Here is a 17,671-nt window from a genome sequence, read left to right on the forward strand (position 1 = left end):
CGGTCAGACGCTGACCAGGCTGAGCAGGTGGCCGTCCTGCAGGCAGAACTGGCCCTGCAGTTCGGCGCCATGCCGCCACTGCGGCGACAGGTCGGTGAGCAGGCGCAGGCGGGCCAGGCCTTCGGCGGACCAGTCCAGCACTTCGGCGTGCTCGAAGTAGAAGCGCTGGCGGGTCAGCGGGTAGAGCGTCTTGAACAGGCTTTCCTTCAGCGAGAAGGTCAGGGTGACGGCAAGGCCGAGCTGGCGGCGGTCCAGGCGCTCGAGTTCGGGCGGGGTGAGGATTTCGCCCATCAGCCGCTCGGCACGCTGGTCATCCAGCAGTGCTTCCTGATCCAGGCCCAGGCCCTGGCAACTGCCCTCGGCAGCAACCACGGCGGCAGCCCAGCCTTTGCCGTGGGTGATCGAGCCGTGGATGCCGGCGGGCCAGATGGGCGAACGGTCCTCGTGGGTACCGGGCACGTAGTCACGGCCGTCCAGGCGCTGCAGCGCGGCGCGGGCACATACCCGGCCGGCCAGGTACTCGGCCTGACGCTTGGCCACCGAGCGCTGCAGGCTGGCGCCTGGCACGACGCCGGCGCGCTGGAAGTCGTCGGGTGCCAGGCGGGCCGGGTCGAAGTAACAACTGACCAGCACCGCGCCGGGTAGTGGGCGGGGCAGGGGCCAGTGGTGCTGGAGCGGGGCGCAGCAGGCGGGGAGTGTGTTCATGGGGGGGTATTGTGCCAGCCGAGGCGACGGTGTGGGAGATCGAATCGCAGGGGCTGCTTTGCAGCCCAATCGCCGGCAAGCCAGCTCCCACAGGTACAGTGCACGGCCCAAGCTTTGCGCGGCCCCTGTGGGAGCTGGCTTGCCGGCGATTGGGCCGCAAAGCGGACCCTCGCGTTGTTTACTTGAACACTTTCTTGAAGAACGCCTGCATATCCGCCCAGGAGCTCTCGTCCGCCGCCTTGTTGTAGGCAATATCCGGCCCGCCATGTTCACCGTGCCCCATGCGGTCCGAATCCGGGTTGCTGAACCCGTGCTTGGCCCCGGGAATACTGACGAACTGGTAGTTGACCTTGGCTGCATCCATTTCCGCCTTGAACGCTTCCACCTGCTGCTCGGTCACCAGGGAGTCCGCCGCACCATGCTCCACCAGGATATCGGCCCGCACCACGCCCGGCCTGGCCGGTGTCTGCGTGACCAGCGGGGCGTGGAAGCTCACCACGCCATCGAGCTTTTCCCCTCGCCGCGCGGCATCCAGCGCCACCTTGCCGCCAAAGCAGTAACCCACTGCCCCCAACTGGTGCTTGTTGGTATTGGGCTGCAGCTTGAGCAGCTCCAGGCCGGCATCGAAGCGCCGCTCCGCGGCCTTGGGGTCTTTCGTCGCCGCTGTCATGAACGCCTTGGCGTCGGCAGGGTGTTCGGTTTGCTTGCCGTCGCCATACATGTCGATGGCCAGCGCGTTGTAGCCCAGCGCCGCAAGCTCGCGGGCGCGGCGCTTGACGTAGTCGTTCAGCCCCCACCACTCATGCACCACGACGATGCCGGGGCGCTTGCCTTCGATGGCGTCGTCATAGGCGTAGTAGCCGACCAGGCGGTTGCCGTCGGCGTCCTGGTAGGGGATCTCGCGGGTTTGTACCGCCGCTTGGGCGAGGGCGGCGCTGCACATCAGGGTCAAGGCCAGCAGGGCGCGCATGGTCACTACTCCTTGTTCTGCAAACGGTTCGTTCAGCCGAGGTTCAGCCAGGGTTCAGTCGCGGTTCAGGGTGCCCTGCTTACTCTAGCTTCCAGACCGAAACAGCGCACTCAACTGGAGTATCCAGCCATGAAAACCTTCAACACCCTGCTTGCCGCCATGGCCGTCTGCGCCGCTGGCATCACCACTGCCCAGGCCGCTGACGACAACTTTGCCAGCCTGACCTACGGCCAGACCAGCGACAAGGTTCGCAAGTCCGGCCTGCTGCAGCGCAACACCGACCACCTCAACGCCGACGGCATCATCGGCAAGGACGACACCTGGGGTGTGCGCGTGGGCAAGATCAATGACCAGGGCCGCTACTACATGACTTACGACAATGTCTCGGGCGACCACGGCGGCCTGAAGCTGCGCCAGGAAAACCTGCTGGGCAGCTACGACCTGTTCCTGCCGGTGGGTGACACCACCAAGCTGTTCGGCGGCGGCAGCCTGGGCGTGACCAAGCTGACCCAGGACTCGCCGGGTGCCAGCCGGGATACCGACTACGGTTACGCGTATGGCCTGCAGGCCGGCGTGATCCAGGACATTACCGACAAGGCTTCGGTGGAACTGGGCTACCGTTACCTGCGTACCAACGCCGCCACCGAAGTGGGTGCGCACGGCGGGCCGAAGGACGGCACCCTGCGCCTGACCAGCAGCGCGCAGACCTACCTGGCTGCAAGCTACAAGTTCTGACGGGCAAGCCGGGTTATCCTTTACCGGCCCTTTCGCGGGCACGCCCGCTCCCACAGGTACTGCACGAGCCTTGGCGCCTGTGCGATCCCTGTGGGAGCGGGCGTGCCCGCGAAGAGGCCGGTACAGGCAATACATATCAAGGAGCTGCACATGAAACTGCTGGTGGTCGAGGACGAAGCCCTGCTTCGCCATCACCTCTACACCCGCCTGGGCGAAAGCGGCCATGTGGTCGAGGCGGTCGCCGATGCCGAGGAGGCGCTGTACCAGGCCGGGCAATACCATTTCGACCTTGCCATCATCGACCTGGGCCTGCCCGGCATCAGCGGGCTGGAGCTGATCACGCGCCTGCGCAGCCAGGACAAGACCTTCCCCATTCTCATCCTCACCGCCCGCGGCAACTGGCAGGACAAGGTCGAGGGCCTGGCCGCGGGTGCCGACGACTATCTGGTCAAGCCGTTCCAGTTCGAAGAACTCGAGGCACGCCTGAACGCCCTGCTGCGCCGTTCCAGCGGCTTTACCCAGTCGACCATTGCCGCCGGCCCGCTGGTGCTCGACCTCAACCGCAAGCAGGCGACGCTGGACGAGCAGCCCCTGGCCCTGACCGCCTACGAATACCGCATCCTCGAATACCTCATGCGCCATCACCAGCAGGTGGTGGCCAAGGACCGCCTGATGGAGCAGCTGTACCCGGGTGACGAGGAACGCGACCCCAATGTCATCGAAGTGCTGGTCGGCCGCCTGCGGCGCAAGCTCGAGGGCGAGCACGGCTTCAAACCGATCGACACCGTGCGCGGCCTGGGCTACCTGTTCACCGAGCGCTGCCGATGATCCGTTCGCTGCGGGTGCGCCTGATGCTGGCGGCCGCGGTGCTGGCGCTGCTGTTCATGCTGGCGCTGCTGCCGGCCTTGCAGAAGGCCTTCAGCCTGGCCCTGCAGGAGTCGATCGAACAACGCCTGGCCTCGGATGTGACCACGCTGATTTCCGCTGCGCGCATCGAGCACGGCCAACTGCAAATGCCGACGCTGCTGCCGGACGAGCGTTACAACCTGCCGTACACCGGCCTGCTCGGCTATATCTTCGACCGCGACGGCAAGCTGGTCTGGCAGTCGCGGGCAACCGCCGCGCAGAACGTCAACTACCGCCCGCGCTACGACGGCCGCGGCAACGAATTCGCCCGCATTCACCAGGCCGATGGCGAAGAGTTCTTCGTCTATGACGTCGAGATCAAGCTGCTGGGTGGCCAGAGCGCCGCCTACAGCATCGTTGCCCTGCAACCGGTGCGCGAATACCAGCACACCCTCGATGGCCTGCGCGAAAAGCTCTACCTGGGTTTTGGCGCGGCCTTGCTGGCGCTGCTGGTGCTGCTGTGGGCCGGCCTGACCTGGGGCCTGCGTTCGTTGCGCCGGCTCAGCCGCGAGCTGGACGACGTGGAGTCGGGCGTGCGGGATGGCCTGAGTGGCGAACACCCACGGGAGCTGCTGCGCCTGACCGGCTCGCTGAACCGCCTGTTGCGCAGCGAGCGCGAGCAGCGCCAGCGCTACCGTGATTCGCTCGATGACCTGGCGCACAGCCTGAAGACGCCGCTGGCGGTGTTGCAGGGGGTGGGCGAAAGCCTGCAGCAGCGTAGCGGCGAGCGCGAGCAGGCGCGGGTGCTGCAGAGCCAGATCGAGCGCATGAGCCAGCAGATCGACTACCAGCTGCAACGCGCCAGCCTGCGCAAGAGCGGCCTGGTACGCCACAGCGTATTGCTGCGGCCGTTGCTCGAAAGCCTGTGCAGCACCTTGGCCAAGGTGTACCGGGACAAGCGGGTGGACGTGACGCTGCAACTGCCCGATGCGGCGCAGGTGCCGATGGAGCAGGGCGCGTTGCTGGAGCTGCTGGGCAACCTGCTGGAGAACGCCTACCGCCTGAGCCTGGGCCAGGTGCGCGTAAGTCTGGAGCAGGCGCCTGGGCAGTTGACCTTGTGCATCGAGGACGACGGGCCGGGGGTGCCGGCGGACCAGCGTGAGCGGATTCTGGAGCGTGGGGAGCGGCTGGACAGCCAGCACCCGGGGCAGGGAATCGGGCTGGCGGTGGTCAAGGATATCGTCGACAGCTATGACGCCGAGCTGAGCCTGGGGGATTCTCCTCTGGGGGGCGCGGCGTTCAGGATCACCTTCAACCTGGATTGATTTGTAGCCTGTACCGGCCCTTTCGCGGGCTTGCCCGCTCCCACAGGATCCGCACTGCCCTCAGGCCCTGTGCAGTACCTGTGGGAGCGGGCAAGCCCGCGAAAGGGCCGGCACAGGCAAACCACAATGGGCGGATTCCCGCCAATGCCCCTGTACAAATCCCGCCACCGGGCGGAAATCCGCCAGCCCTCCTCAGGCAAATCGCCCCGTCGTTGGGCGTTCATCCCTTGCAAATACGGCCCTTGCACCCTTCATGGGCATTTTGGCACCACCCTTGCTATTGATCCTCGCAGAGGCCTGCCCAGGCAGCTCGAACACAACGACAAATCCCTCCAGGTGCAGGAGGGTTAGCGATTCAGGTGCCCCATCGCCCTGGGAAGGGTGAACCGGCACACTTGAGGAAAATTAGCCATGACGACACGTCAGCCGCTGTACAAATCCCTGTATGTCCAGGTGTTGGTCGCCATCACCATCGGTATCCTGCTCGGCCATTACTACCCGGAGACGGGCGTCGCCCTCAAACCCTTGGGTGACGGCTTCGTCAAACTGATCAAGATGGTCATCGCCCCGATCATCTTCTGTACCGTGGTCAGCGGCATCGCCGGCATGCAGAGCATGAAGTCGGTCGGCAAGACCGGCGGCTACGCGCTGCTGTACTTTGAAATCGTCTCCACCATCGCCCTGATCATCGGCCTCGTCGTGGTCAACGTGGTCAAGCCGGGCGCTGGCATGCACATCGACGTCAGCACCCTGAACGCCAGCAGCGTGGCTGCCTACGCCGCCGCCGGCGCGCAGCAGACCACCGTCGGCTTCCTGCTCAACGTCATCCCCAACACCGTGGTCGGCGCCTTCGCCAACGGCGACATCCTGCAAGTGCTGATGTTCTCCGTGCTGTTCGGCTTCGCCCTGCACCGCCTGGGCAGCTACGGCAAGCCGGTGCTGGACATGATCGACCGCTTCGCCCATGTCATGTTCAACATCATCAACATGATCATGAAACTGGCCCCGGTCGGTGCCTTCGGTGCAATGGCCTTCACCATCGGCCAGTACGGCGTTGGCTCGCTGGTGCAACTGGGCTACCTGATGGCCTGCTTCTACATCACCTGCCTGCTGTTCGTGCTGGTGGTGCTGGGCGGTATCTGCCGCGCCCACGGTTTCAGTGTCCTCAAGCTGATCCGCTACATCCGTGAAGAACTGCTGATCGTGCTGGGTACTTCCTCCTCGGAGTCGGCCCTGCCACGCATGCTGGCCAAGATGGAGCGCCTGGGTGCGAAGAAGTCGGTGGTTGGCCTGGTCATCCCGACCGGTTACTCGTTCAACCTCGATGGCACCTCGATCTACCTGACCATGGCTGCGGTGTTCATCGCCCAGGCCACTGACACCACCATGGACATCACGCACCAGATCACCTTGCTGCTGGTGCTGCTGGTGGCTTCCAAGGGTGCTGCCGGCGTTACCGGTTCGGGCTTCATCGTCCTGGCCGCCACCCTGTCGGCCGTTGGCCACCTGCCGGTTGCCGGCCTGGCGCTGATCCTCGGCATCGACCGTTTCATGTCCGAAGCCCGCGCCCTGACCAACCTGGTTGGCAACGCCGTTGCCACCGTGGTCGTGGCCAAGTGGGTGAAGGAAATGGACAACGACAAGCTGGCATCGGAGCTGGCCTCCGGTGGTGCGCCGCTGGTCGATACCCGTCCGACCGACGACCTGGGCGTGGCTGAAGGCCCGGCTCGCTGATCGCGGGATGGTGAAAAGAAAAAGGCGACCTCAGGGTCGCCTTTTTTGTGGGTGATTATTGTGCTTTCAGGCCCGGCCCTATCGCCGGCAAGCCAGCTCCCACAGGGTCACCACAGGCCTGAGCATTGTGCGGTCCCTGTGGGAGCTGGCTTGCCGGCGATGGGCCGGGCCTGTGATCCTCAATCTTTCACCACCTCCAGCACCCGGATCACGTCCGGTTGCGGGTAATGCCAACGCACCTGCACATCCCAGAACTTCACCCCATAGACCCGCTCGGCCGGCGGCACTTGGTAGGCCGGCCGTGGGTCCTGCGCCAGGCACTGCTCGATCAGCTCCACCAGCGGTTCGCCCAGGCGCAGTGCATGTTCGCGGGCCTGGGGAAGGGCGTTGTCGCCCCACTGCACGGCGATCGCGGCAGGCGCTTGGCTGGCCATCTGGTTGCTGGCGCCAGCGATGCTATCGGCGTATGGCACATACGGCTTGATGTCCAGCACCGGCGTACCGTCGAGCAGGTCGATGCCAGACAACAGCAGGCGCCCTGGCTCCACGCCTTCCAGGCGTACCACCGACTGGCCGATGCCATTGGGCCGGTGAGTGGCGCGGGTGGCGAACACACCCATGCTCTTGTTGCCGCCCAGGCGCGGTGGCCGCACTTTCAGGCGGGGTTTGTCTTCCAGTGCCTGGTGGAACAGGAACAGCAGCCAGACATGGCTGACCTGCTCCAGCCCCTCGACCGCATCGCCCTGGTCGAACGGCGGCAGCAGCTCGAGCACGCCGCGTGCGGCGGGCGCCAGTTGCGGCTGGCGCGGGATGGCGAACTTCTCCTTGAAACAGGAGCGGATGATGCCGACCGGGGTAACCGTATGCTGCATGGCCAATCAGCCGCGCACGCGCAGGGTCAGGCCCTTGAGGAAGTTGCGCAGCAGCTGGTCGCCGCAAGGGCGGTAGTTGTCATGGCCGGCCTTGCGGAACAGCGCGCTGAGCTCGGGTTTGCTGACCGGGAAGTTGACCGACTTGAGGATCGCATGCAGGTCATCTTCCTTGAGCTCGAAGGCCACCCGCAGCTTCTTGAGGATGAGGTTGTTGGTTACCGGCAGCTCGATCGGCTGCGGCGGGCGGCTGTCATCCTTGCCGCGGCGGTGGATCACCAGGCCGTCGAGAAAGTGCGCCATGACCCGTTCCGGGCACCGCACGAAGCCTTCCTCGTCTTCCTTCTTCAGGTAGGTGGCCAGCACCAGGGGATGCACGTCGAGGCCGGATAGCCCGATGATTTCGGCCATCTTGGCGTCATTCACCTTGAGCATGTAGCGCAGGCTGCGCAGGACGTCGTTGTGGTTCATTGTTGCAGAATCCTGTTCAGGTGCCGCACCTGTGGCGCGGCGTATTGCTTAGAAACGTTCGGTAGTGGCCAGGTAGCGCCACTGGCCCAGGGGCAGCTTGCCCATCGATACGCCACCCAGGCGAATGCGGCGCATGCCTACCAGCTCCAGGCGCAGGTAGGCGCACAGCTCGGCGATCTGCCCTGGCTGCGGGTTTTTCAGGGCCATGCGCAGGTGGGTTTCGTTCTGCCAGCTGGCCTTGGCTTTAGGCAGCTCGCGGTCATTGCGGGTGGCACCGCGCGCCAGGCGTTCCAGCGCCTGGGGCGTGGTCTCGCCGCGCACTTCAACGATGAATTCCTGTTCCAGGCGGCGCAGGTCGGCGTCGATCTTGCGGGTTACCCGCCAGTCTTGGGTGAATACCTGCAGGCCGCTGGCACCGCGCTCCAGCGGCGCCACGCAGGCCTGCCGGGCAAAATGCCCGTGCAGTGCGCGCACGCCTTCGCGGTGGGCTTCGCTGAGGTTGCTCATGTTCATGCTGGCGCGGGCGGTTTCGCTGTCCACGCTGGCCGGCTGGTTCAGCAGCAGGGTTACCGGTTCCAGCGTTTCGGCACGGGCACCCGGCAGCAGTTCGACGCGTTGCTGCTCGACCTTGAACTGCGGTTGCTCGACCACCACGCCATCGACCGTGACCCAGCCGCCCTCGATATACAGCTCGGCCTCGCGGCGGGAGCAGCCAAGCTGCTCGATAAGGCGTTTGGACAGGCGGACGGGTTCGGACATGACGGCAATTCGCAAAGGCAGGGAAAGACCTGCATTGTACCTGCCCGCGCGGCAGAGGGGCTGGGAATCTGTGTCATTTACGCCGTTTTGCGCAGGCGCATGTGCAGCAGCGGGTAGGGTTGCCCCAGGCCGTCGGTTTCCGAACGGCCGATCACCTCGAAGCCCTCGTGCAGGTAGAAGCCCAAGGCTTGCGGGTTCTGTTCATTGACGTCCAGGCGCTCGGCATTCAGTTCGTCGATCGCATAGTGCAGCAGGCGCTTGCCAACCCCTTTGCCACGGTACTCCGGTGCGACGAACAGCATGTCCACGCGCCCGTTGGCGACCCCGGCGAAGCCGCAGATGCGCTGGCGGTCCTTGCAGCAGATCAGCATCACTGCATCGAGGTAGCGACGCAGCACCTGGTCGCGCAGCAAGACGATGTAGCAATCCGGCAGGAAGTCGTGGGTGGCGCGTACCGAGTCCTCCCACACCTGTACCAGTTCGCCATAGTCACTCAAGCGCGGGGTTTGCAGCGTCAGTACCGAATGCATGCCGATGTTCCTCCATGACGATAAGGCAAACATAGCAGGGCAACCGCCGGTCGGCTTCCCGGTGCGCTGCTTGAACCTCGGGGTTTGGCGGTCTATTACTTTCCCGTGGGAAAAATTCCCACACAATGAAAAGCAAGAACCGAACACAGGATTCCCGGCTTGATTTGGCGTTTCTCATGGCGACGACCTGGAGACGAAATATGCAAATACATGTGCTGTTCAAAAAGGCGCTATTGGCGGTTGCCGTTGCTGGCGTGCTGTCGACTTCCATCGTTCTGATCCCAGACTCGATATCCAATGGCTCCAGCGCCTACGCCAAGGATGGTGGTGGCGGTGGTGGTCACGGCGGTAGCGGTGGCGGCCATGGCGGTGAAGGCGGCGGCCACGGCGCTGGCGGGGATGGAGATGGCCATGCCGGCAACAGTGGGCGCGGCCATGACGGCTCCTCGAACTCTGGGCGCAGCGGCAACCACGCTGAAGCAGGTGATGATCATGGCAATCACGTTGGCGGTGAGCCTGGGGACGATCACGGCAATCACGTTGGCGGTGAGCCCGGTGACGATCATGGCAATCACGTTGGCGGTGAGCCCGGGGACGATCATGGCAATCATGTTGGCGGTGAGCCTGGCGATGACCACGGCAATCACGTTGGTGGTGAACCTGGTGATGATCGTGGCGACCATCTGGGTGGCGAACCGGGTGATGACCGCGGTGAGCATGCCGCAGGCGAACCGGGTGATGACAACAGCAGGAGCTGACTGGCTCTGAACGGTCTCATGCAGCGCCCACGGGGCGGGCCTGCATGAGGCCAGGTACGGATACACGGCAGCCCCACTCAACGCGAATGCAATGAGCGCCGACGACTATCCCTCATCTCGTCAGGGATATGGTCACAGTTGGTGTGGGATCTTTTCCCGCGTCGTATACTGGGTTCATCTGTCAAGGAATGCGCTCAATGCAATCGCCTACCATCCCCCCTTCGATGTTAAGTGCACTGCGGCGTGTCATGCGCCCTCTGGTGCGCCTGATGCTGCGCAAAGGGGTCACCTACACGATGTTCGCCGACCTGCTCAAGGAAGTGTTCGTCGACGTGGCCCATCGCGAGTTTCGCCTGGACGGTACAGCGCCGACCGACAGCCGCATCAGCTTGCTCACGGGCGTGCATCGCAAGGATGTCCGGCGTTTGCGCAGCGAGGGGGGCGTATCGCTCGCCGCGCTGCCGGGAAACATCACGTTAGGTGCACAGTTGGTCAATATGTGGACCACTGGCAAGCCGTTCTGCTCGGCGCCTGGCCAGGCGCTGCCGTTGCCGCGCCTGGCGAGCGTTGGCGGCGATTGTTCCTTCGATGCGCTGGTGGCGAAGATCAGCACCGACATCCGCGGGCGGGTGGTGCTGGATGAGTGGTTGCGCCTGGGTATCGTCCGGCTCGACGACCAGGACTGTGTTCACCTGGAGGCCCAGGCATTCGTGCCGCAGAAGGGCTTCGACGAAAAGGCCGCGTACTTTGGCCACAACCTGCATGACCATGCCTGCGCAGCAGTGCACAACCTGAGTGGGGACGGCCAGCCGTTCTTTGAACGCAGTGTGCACTACGACGCCTTGAGCCCGGCCAGCGTCGACCATCTGCGTGCGGCGGTGGACAAGGACGGCATGCAGATGCTGCTTGCCTTCAGTCGGCTCGCATCAGACCTGGAAGATGCCGATGTGCCCAGCGCCGAGCAACGTCAGCGCATCACGGTAGGGCTTTATTTCTACACTGAAACTACCGACCCCGATTTGTCGAAGACACCCGACCCATGACTTCCCTCGCGCGCTGCCTCAGTGTCGTCACACTGGTCCTGGGTTTCGGGCTGAACCTGGTGGCGCCTGCCGAGGTGGCCGCAGCACCGGTATGTGTCAGCCGTGACGAAGTGGGTATGGCGGGGGCGGCGGGCTTGCAGTTTCCGGGCGGTATTGGTGGTACCGGGGCCAGGACGGGCGGGGTCGGTGGTACCGGTGTACGCAGCGAAAACGGCGGAGTGGGTGGCACCGGTGCGCCGCTACCGCAGCGTCCCGGCGGCACGGGCGGGACCGGTGCGGTGGCCGACGGTGTGGACGGCACCTTCATCGATCACGGCGGGGTAGGCGGTACCGGCGCACCGATCCTGCGCCCGGGCGGTACCGGTGGCACGGGCATCGTCGGCACCATCACCGGGTTTGCCTCGATTTGCGTCAATGGCCTGGAAGTGCACTTTGGCAAGGACGTGCCGGTGAGTGAAAACGGTGCGCCTGCCAGTAGCGCTCACCTGGCAATCGGCCAGGTTGTCGCGGTGGAGGCATTTGCCGGCAAACGCGGCCTGCAAGCAGGGCGCATCTCGATCCTCAACGTTTACGAAGGGCCGCTGACGGCACTGCCCAATGCTTCGGCCCCCCTGCGGGTCATGGGCCAACCTGTGCGGCTTGCTGCAGGGGCGCGGGTGGCTGAAGGGCTGCGCCCGGGCGAGCCGGTCAGGGTCAGTGGGCTGCGCGATGCCAGGGGCGAAGTGGTAGCCAGCCGTATCGAACGGGCGCCGGGGCTCAGGGAAGCCAGTGCCATCGGTGCGGTTGAGCGTGCCGGCAGCCTCCAGGGGCTGAAGCTGGGAACCCGTGTGGCACCTGCGCGGGAAGTGCTGGTACGTGGGCAGTGGACCGGACGCCAGCTGGAAGTGGCGCAAACCCGCCCAGACCCGAGCCTGCCTTTTGCTGGCCGTGTGCAGACGGCGGTGATCGAGGGGCTGGTACAGCGCAGCCACGCTCAACAACTGGTGGTGGCAGGCATCAAGGTGACGCTGGGGCAGGGCACCGTGATCGTCGGCAAGCAGCCCGCGGCATTGGCGCTCGATCAACGTGTGCGGGTGAGCGGGGTGTTCAATGGCAGGCACGAGCTGCGGGCAACCCGCGTGGAGTTCGATGACGACCGTGCCGACAACCCGGACAGAGGGCATTCGGGGCGTGGCAGCGAGCACGGCACCCGTGACGCTGAAGGTTCCAGCAATAGCGGGCATGGCGGACGCGATGCGACCAGTGATCGCATTGAAAGCAGCGATGACCACAGCGGGCACGGCGGTGCTGACGATTCCAGTGGTCGAGACAGTACTGAAAGCGTGGACAAGTCCGGAAAGTCGGAACATGTCGACACCGTGGAGCAACCCGAGAGCAGCAATAGTGGAAGCTCTGACCGGGTAGAGAAGGTCGAGCTTGAAAAGGTGGAAAAGATTGAAAAAGCAGAGAAGGTTGAAAAGGTAGAGAAAGTAGAAAAAGTCGAGAAGATCGAGAAAGCCGAGAAGCCCGAAAAGGTCGAGAAGATCGAAAAGCCTGAGAAAGTCGAGAAGGTAGAAAAAGTAGAGAAGGTCGAGAAAGTAGAGAAGGTTGAAAAGGTCGAAAGGCCCGAGACAGTAGAGAAAGTCGAAAAAGTGGAGCATCCAGAGCGATCCGGGCATTAGGCAACTAGGCTGGGTAAGTGCGATCACCCTTCCCGTCCGGGATACCGAGGTGCAGATGAGACCCACGCTCCCTCTTTTCGCTTGCTTGCTGTCATGCGCCAGCGCGTCGGTCCTGGGCGATACCTTCAGCGCCGCCATAGGCATGGACTATTCAAGTGGCGACTATGGCACGGGTACAACCTCGGAAATCTGGTACGTCCCCGTGGTCGGCAAGTATGAAACCGGCCCAATGACCTACAAGGTCACCGTGCCCTGGCTGCGCATCACCAACCCTGAAGTGGGCCCGAATGGTGACCCCTTGCCCGGTGGCTGCCGGGATGTGGAAAGCGGGCTGGGGGACACGGTTGCCAGCGCCGGTTATGCCCTGCTCGATGGCAGTGACGGCGGCCTGATGCTGGACCTGATCGGCAAGGTCAAATTCCCCACTGCCGATGAAGACCAGTGCCTGGGCACCGGTGAGTATGACTACACCGGCCAGGTCGACATCGCCAAGGCCTTTGGCCCGGTGACCGGCTTCGCGACCCTGGGCTGGAAGAAGTTCGGCGACCCGCCCGACAGCGATTTCGATGACCCGATATTTGCCAGTCTCGGCTTCGCCATGCCCGTGGCTGCAGGCACTTCGGCGGGCGCCTCCTACGACTGGCGGCAGAAAGTCGTCTCGACGGGCGCGCAGATCAAGGAACTTACCCTGTTCCTGACACACAAGCTCAACCAGCAGTGGAAAGTGCAACTCTATGCAGTCAAAGGCTTCTCGGATGCCAGCCCGGATGCAGAGGGCGGCCTGATGCTTTTTCACGCGTTCTGACGAAAAAGCCCCAGACCCGGTAATGCCTGTCAGATAGCGTCAATGGGCCGCGAAGCGGCCCCAAATTACATAACTGCCAGGCATTATGTTCCAGCGCGATTAAATGGGTTCAGCCCACATGTCGTATTCGTCGGCATCCACCACGCGGCAACGCACCTTGTCACCCGGCTTGAAGCCGTGGTCGCCATCGATGAACACGCTGCCGTCGATTTCCGGGGCATCGAAGAAGCTGCGGCCAACCGAACCTTGCTCTTCCACTTCATCGATCAGCACGTCGATTTCCTTGCCGATGCGCAGTTGCAGGCGGGCGGCGCTGATGGCCTGCTGGTGGGCCATGAAGCGGTCCCAGCGGTCCTGCTTGACGTCGTCCGGCACTTCTTCCAGGCCCAGGTCGTTGGCCGGGGCGCCTTCCACCGGCGAGTACTGGAAGCAGCCCACGCGGTCCAGCTGGGCTTCGGTCAGCCAGTCCAGCAGGTACTGGAAGTCTTCCTCGGTCTCGCCCGGGAAGCCGACGATGAAGGTGGAGCGAATCACCAGCTCCGGGCACTGCTCGCGCCAGTTCTTGATACGTGCCAGGGTGCGGTCTTCGAAGGCCGGGCGCTTCATGGCCTTGAGCACTTTCGGGCTGGCGTGCTGGAACGGGATGTCCAGGTACGGCAGGATCTTGCCGGCGGCCATCAGCGGGATCACGTCGTCGACGTTCGGGTACGGGTACACGTAGTGCAGGCGTACCCAGGCACCCAGGCTGCTCAGGGCTTCGCACAGCTCGAGCATGCGGGTCTTGACCGGGCGGCCGTTCCAGAAGTCGGTCTTGTACTTGACGTCGACGCCGTAGGCGCTGGTGTCCTGGGAAATCACCAGGATCTCCTTGACCCCGGCCTTGACCAGGCGCTCGGCCTCGCTCAGCACTTCGCCGACCGGGCGGCTGACCAGCTTGCCGCGCATCGACGGGATGATGCAGAAGCTGCAGCTGTGGTTGCAGCCTTCGGAAATCTTCAGGTACGCATAGTGGCGCGGGGTCAGCTTGACGCCCTGCGGCGGTACCAGGTCGATCAGCGGGTTGTGGTCCTGGCGTGGCGGCACTACTTCGTGCACGGCGTTGACCACCTGCTCGTACTGCTGCGGGCCGGTGACCGACAGCACGCTCGGGTGCACGTCACGGATGCTGCCTTCCTCGACACCCATGCAGCCGGTGACGATGACCTTGCCGTTTTCCTTGATCGCTTCGCCGATCACTTCCAGCGACTCGGCCTTGGCGCTGTCGATGAAGCCGCAGGTGTTGACCACCACCACGTCGGCGTCCTCGTAGGTGGGCACGACTTCATAGCCTTCCATGCGCAGCTGGGTCAGGATGCGCTCGGAATCGACCAGGGCTTTTGGGCAACCCAGGCTTACGAAACCTACCTTGGGGGTGGCGGGCGTGGTGGACATGACTAACCTCGGTATTGAATGCAGGTCGCCCGACCGGAATCGGGGGCGATCTTGACGGGCGCTTTTGGCGCCTCTGATCAAAAAGTGCGCAATTCTAGCGAGCGCAGGGTCGCTTGACCAGCAGAAATGCGACGAACGCTGCGCTATGCCAGCCAACCGTAAGCTGCTTGCTCGGCAAAACCTCGAAACACAGCCTGGCAATGGTTCCCCTTGAATCAATAGACCCCGCCCGTCACCCTCGTCTGCGCCGATGAAACCTTTTCTTGAACTTATTCGATTCTTATAGTTTTCTTATAAGACTGGCGTGGAAATGAATACGATCAACTGGTCACGCAAAGCTGTGAAGCAACTCAGGAAAATCGACAGGATTGATCAGTCGAAGGTCTACGATGCTGTTCAGGCATTGATGCACATGCCGCACGTTCAAAACATCAGGGCGCTGGTCAATCACCATTACGGTTACCGTCTCAGGGTGGGTAACTACCGGATACTTTTCGACTGGGACGGTAGCGTCAAAATTGTCAGCATCGAGGAGGTCAAGAAGCGCGATGAACACACCTACTAACGTACAGATCATCAATGATGCTGACGGGCGTCCTGCCTTCGTCGTGCTGCCGTATGCCGATTATATCGCCAGCCATCCACAACCGGACCTGGTACCCAATGAAGTCGTTGGCTATATGGTGAAGGACGGTATGACCGCCATTGCTGCCTGGCGCAGGCATCTGGACCTGACTCAGGCTGAAGTTGCCCAGCGCCTGGGCGTCTCGCAGTCGGCGTATGCCCAGCAGGAAGCTGCCGAGCGCCCACGCAAGGCCACTCGCGAAAAGATTGCTGCAGCGTTGGGCATACCCATGCAGTCTCTGGACCTCTAGTTGTAACCGCCAGGTGGCCCCGCCAGAGACGCACCAGCAGAAAATCCACAAACGCTGCGCTATGCTTCGCGCCATTGTGTCGGGGGTATCAGTATCACCTGGCGCATGGGGAATTCTACTGGCCTTGCAAGGCCGTCTGCGGGAGTGGTCGATGGTTCAGGCAAGCAGTCACGCCGAGGGCGGGCACGAGGGGAAGCAGGGCGCGACGCGGTCGCTGAGCCTGCTCGTGGCGGCGGTCGGGGTGGTTTATGGCGATATCGGTACCAGCCCGTTGTATACCCTCAAGGAAGTCTTCAGCGGGGGGTACGGAGTGCCGGTCAACCATGACGGCGTGCTGGGGATCCTGTCGCTGATCCTGTGGTCGCTGCTGTGGGTGGTGTCGTTCAAGTACGTGATGTTCATCCTGCGCGCCGACAACCAGGGCGAGGGTGGCACCATGGCACTGACTGCACTGGCGCGGCGGGCCACGGCGGCCTACCCGAGGTTGCGTACGCTGATGGTGGTGTGCGGGTTGATCGGCGCTTCGCTGTTCTATGGCGACAGCATGATCACCCCGGCGGTGTCGGTGCTGTCGGCGGTCGAGGGCATGGGGCTGGCCTTCGAAGGCATCGATCACTGGGTGGTGCCGATTTCGCTGGTGGTGCTGGTGGCGCTGTTCCTGGTGCAGAAGCACGGCACCGAGAAGATCGGCAAGCTGTTCGGCCCGATCATGGTCACCTGGTTCGTGGCGCTGGGCGCGCTGGGAGTGCATGGCATCTCGCAGAGCCCGGAAGTGCTCAAGGCATTCAACCCGGCCTGGGCGGTGAACTTCTTCGTGGTTCACCCCGGCATGGGCGTGGCCATCCTTGGCGCGGTGGTGCTGGCGCTGACCGGTGCCGAGGCGCTGTACGCCGACATGGGCCACTTTGGCCGCAAGCCGATCGCCCGCGCCTGGTTCGTCCTGGTGCTGCCGGCGCTGGTGCTCAACTACTTTGGCCAGGGCGCGATACTGCTGCAGAACCCTGAGGCGGCACGTAACCCCTTCTACCTGCTGGCGCCGGGCTGGGCACTGCTGCCGCTGGTCGGGTTGGCCACCATGGCTACGGTGATCGCCTCGCAGGCGGTGATCTCGGGGGCCTTCTCCCTGACCCGCCAGGCCATCCAGCTGGGCTACATTCCACGCATGCAGATCCAGCACACCTCCAGCGACGAGCAGGGGCAGATCTACATCGGTGCGGTGAACTGGGCGCTGATGGTTGGCGTGGTGCTGCTGGTGATCGGCTTCGGGTCGTCCGGCGCCCTGGCGGCGGCCTACGGCGTGGCGGTGACCGGTACCATGCTGATGACCACGCTCCTGGTCTCGGCGGTGATGTTGCTGCTGTGGAAGTGGCCACCGGTGCTGGCGGTGCCGATCCTGCTGGGTTTCCTGTTTGTGGATGGGCTGTTCTTTGCCGCCAACGTGCCGAAGATCATCCAGGGCGGGGCCTTCCCGGTCCTGGCCGGCGCTGTGCTGTTCCTGTTGATGAGCACCTGGAAGCGCGGCAAGCAGATCCTGATGGAGCGTATCGACGAAGGCGCGCTGCCGCTGCAGCTGTTCATCAGCAGTATCCGCATTCAGCCGCCGCACCGGGTCGAAGGCACGGCGGTGTTTCTCACGGCGCGCTCCGATGCGGTACCCCATGCGCTGTTGCACAACATGCTGCATAACCAGGTGCTGCACAGCCAGGTGGTGCTGCTGACGGTGGTCAGCGAGGATCGGCCACGGGTGCCGGAGCAGGAGCGCTTTGAGGTGGAGGCCTATGGCGACGGGTTCTTCCGCGTGTTGCTGCACTTCGGCTTCATGGACGAACCGGACGTGCCGGCGGCGTTGAAGCTGTGCCACCTGGAAGACCTGGATTTCAGCCCGATGCGCACCACCTTCTTCCTCAGCCGCGAGACCGTGATCGCCTCACGGCTGGAGGGAATGTCGCGCTGGCGGGGCAACCTGTTCGCATTCCTGCTGAAGAATGCCAACGGCAACTTGCGCTTCTTCAACCTGCCGCTGAACCGGGTGATCGAGCTGGGGACCCAGGTCGAGATCTGAGGTGCAACACAGATTTCAAGGCAGTACCCGCTCCCACATGGAGCGCATAGCTTTCAAAGCTTGCGCTGTACCTGTGGGAGCGGGTTCACCCG

The 17,671-nt window shown here is 63.7% G+C and carries 18 protein-coding genes; 10 read left to right on the forward strand and 8 right to left on the reverse strand.

Annotated elements, in window-relative coordinates:
- Positions 1–3 precede the first annotated feature (3 nt).
- Together CAG44_RS16445 and CAG44_RS16450 are read right to left on the reverse strand one after the other, a co-directional pair.
- Positions 4–705 carry a 4'-phosphopantetheinyl transferase gene (locus CAG44_RS16445; protein ID WP_085619118.1) on the reverse strand — a complete coding sequence of 234 codons (702 nt, stop codon included), beginning with the start codon at positions 703–705 and terminating at the stop codon, positions 4–6.
- Positions 706–883: 178 nt separating this feature from the next.
- On the reverse strand, positions 884–1,675 hold the full coding sequence (locus tag CAG44_RS16450) for a dienelactone hydrolase family protein (protein WP_085692545.1): 792 nt from the start codon (positions 1,673–1,675) through the stop codon (positions 884–886).
- Positions 1,676–1,804: 129 nt separating this feature from the next.
- Here CAG44_RS16450 and CAG44_RS16455 point away from each other — a divergent pair, with 129 nt between their 5' ends.
- The 4 genes from CAG44_RS16455 (at position 1,805) to CAG44_RS16475 (ending at position 6,315) form a co-directional block, all read left to right on the forward strand.
- Positions 1,805–2,410 (forward strand): outer membrane beta-barrel protein, encoded by a 606-nt coding sequence (locus tag CAG44_RS16455; protein ID WP_085692546.1) that lies wholly within the window; start codon positions 1,805–1,807, stop codon positions 2,408–2,410.
- A gap of 150 nt (positions 2,411–2,560) precedes the next feature.
- Positions 2,561–3,238 carry a response regulator gene (locus CAG44_RS16460; RefSeq protein ID WP_025340281.1) on the forward strand — a complete coding sequence of 226 codons (678 nt, stop codon included), beginning with the start codon at positions 2,561–2,563 and terminating at the stop codon, positions 3,236–3,238.
- A complete protein-coding gene (locus tag CAG44_RS16465; protein ID WP_085692547.1) occupies positions 3,235–4,581 on the forward strand; it encodes an ATP-binding protein in 1,347 nt (448 codons plus the stop codon). Before CAG44_RS16460 ends, CAG44_RS16465 begins: the two co-directional genes overlap by 4 nt.
- A 411-nt stretch (positions 4,582–4,992) precedes the next feature.
- A complete protein-coding gene (locus CAG44_RS16475; RefSeq protein WP_025340279.1) occupies positions 4,993–6,315 on the forward strand; it encodes a dicarboxylate/amino acid:cation symporter in 1,323 nt (440 codons plus the stop codon).
- Positions 6,316–6,494: 179 nt separating this feature from the next.
- Here CAG44_RS16475 and tsaA read toward each other — a convergent pair whose 3' ends face one another.
- The 5 genes from tsaA to CAG44_RS29330 form a co-directional block, all read right to left on the reverse strand.
- On the reverse strand, positions 6,495–7,187 hold the full coding sequence (gene tsaA, locus CAG44_RS16480; protein ID WP_085590707.1) for a tRNA (N6-threonylcarbamoyladenosine(37)-N6)-methyltransferase TrmO: 693 nt from the start codon (positions 7,185–7,187) through the stop codon (positions 6,495–6,497).
- A gap of 6 nt (positions 7,188–7,193) precedes the next feature.
- Positions 7,194–7,655 carry a DUF1456 family protein gene (locus CAG44_RS16485; protein ID WP_013973832.1) on the reverse strand — a complete coding sequence of 154 codons (462 nt, stop codon included), beginning with the start codon at positions 7,653–7,655 and terminating at the stop codon, positions 7,194–7,196.
- 48 nt (positions 7,656–7,703) lie between these two features.
- Positions 7,704–8,414 (reverse strand): rRNA pseudouridine synthase, encoded by a 711-nt coding sequence (locus CAG44_RS16490; RefSeq protein ID WP_013973831.1) that lies wholly within the window; start codon positions 8,412–8,414, stop codon positions 7,704–7,706.
- Positions 8,415–8,491: 77 nt separating this feature from the next.
- Positions 8,492–8,944, reverse strand: a complete 453-nt coding sequence (locus CAG44_RS16495) for a GNAT family N-acetyltransferase (protein WP_023663473.1) — start codon at positions 8,942–8,944, stop codon at positions 8,492–8,494.
- 230 nt (positions 8,945–9,174) lie between these two features.
- Complete coding sequence (locus CAG44_RS29330) at positions 9,175–9,663, reverse strand: hypothetical protein (RefSeq protein ID WP_158091150.1); 489 nt, start codon at positions 9,661–9,663, stop codon at positions 9,175–9,177.
- Between the two features lie 236 nt (positions 9,664–9,899).
- Here CAG44_RS29330 and CAG44_RS16505 point away from each other — a divergent pair, with 236 nt between their 5' ends.
- Genes CAG44_RS16505 through CAG44_RS16515 form a run of 3 tightly spaced genes read left to right on the forward strand, consistent with a single transcriptional unit; the run spans position 9,900 to position 13,211 of the window.
- On the forward strand, positions 9,900–10,745 hold the full coding sequence (locus CAG44_RS16505) for a DUF6502 family protein (protein WP_025340275.1): 846 nt from the start codon (positions 9,900–9,902) through the stop codon (positions 10,743–10,745).
- Positions 10,742–12,406, forward strand: a complete 1,665-nt coding sequence (locus tag CAG44_RS16510; RefSeq protein WP_085590703.1) for a DUF5666 domain-containing protein — start codon at positions 10,742–10,744, stop codon at positions 12,404–12,406. The genes CAG44_RS16505 and CAG44_RS16510 overlap by 4 nt, the downstream gene beginning before the upstream one ends.
- A 55-nt stretch (positions 12,407–12,461) precedes the next feature.
- Positions 12,462–13,211 (forward strand): hypothetical protein, encoded by a 750-nt coding sequence (locus CAG44_RS16515; RefSeq protein WP_024087593.1) that lies wholly within the window; start codon positions 12,462–12,464, stop codon positions 13,209–13,211.
- 99 nt (positions 13,212–13,310) lie between these two features.
- On the opposite strand, the gene rimO is transcribed toward CAG44_RS16515, so the two are convergent.
- The gene (gene rimO / locus CAG44_RS16520) at positions 13,311–14,642 is read right to left on the reverse strand and encodes a 30S ribosomal protein S12 methylthiotransferase RimO (protein ID WP_013973825.1); all 1,332 of its coding nucleotides are present in this window, start codon (positions 14,640–14,642) and stop codon (positions 13,311–13,313) included.
- 310 nt (positions 14,643–14,952) lie between these two features.
- Between rimO and CAG44_RS16525 the strand changes: the two genes are divergently transcribed.
- The 3 genes from CAG44_RS16525 to CAG44_RS16535 all read left to right on the forward strand — a co-directional run bounded on the left by CAG44_RS16525 (position 14,953) and on the right by CAG44_RS16535 (position 17,579).
- Positions 14,953–15,207 carry a type II toxin-antitoxin system RelE/ParE family toxin gene (locus CAG44_RS16525; RefSeq protein WP_075046069.1) on the forward strand — a complete coding sequence of 85 codons (255 nt, stop codon included), beginning with the start codon at positions 14,953–14,955 and terminating at the stop codon, positions 15,205–15,207.
- The gene (locus CAG44_RS16530; RefSeq protein ID WP_085590701.1) at positions 15,191–15,517 is read left to right on the forward strand and encodes a helix-turn-helix transcriptional regulator; all 327 of its coding nucleotides are present in this window, start codon (positions 15,191–15,193) and stop codon (positions 15,515–15,517) included. The genes CAG44_RS16525 and CAG44_RS16530 overlap by 17 nt, the downstream gene beginning before the upstream one ends.
- A gap of 151 nt (positions 15,518–15,668) precedes the next feature.
- On the forward strand, positions 15,669–17,579 hold the full coding sequence (locus CAG44_RS16535; RefSeq protein WP_085692550.1) for a potassium transporter Kup: 1,911 nt from the start codon (positions 15,669–15,671) through the stop codon (positions 17,577–17,579).
- The last annotated feature ends 92 nt before the right edge of the window (positions 17,580–17,671 follow it).

Source organism: Pseudomonas sp. B13(2017), assembly GCF_002113245.1.
Taxonomy (GTDB): Bacteria; Pseudomonadota; Gammaproteobacteria; order Pseudomonadales; family Pseudomonadaceae; genus Aquipseudomonas; species Aquipseudomonas putida_Z.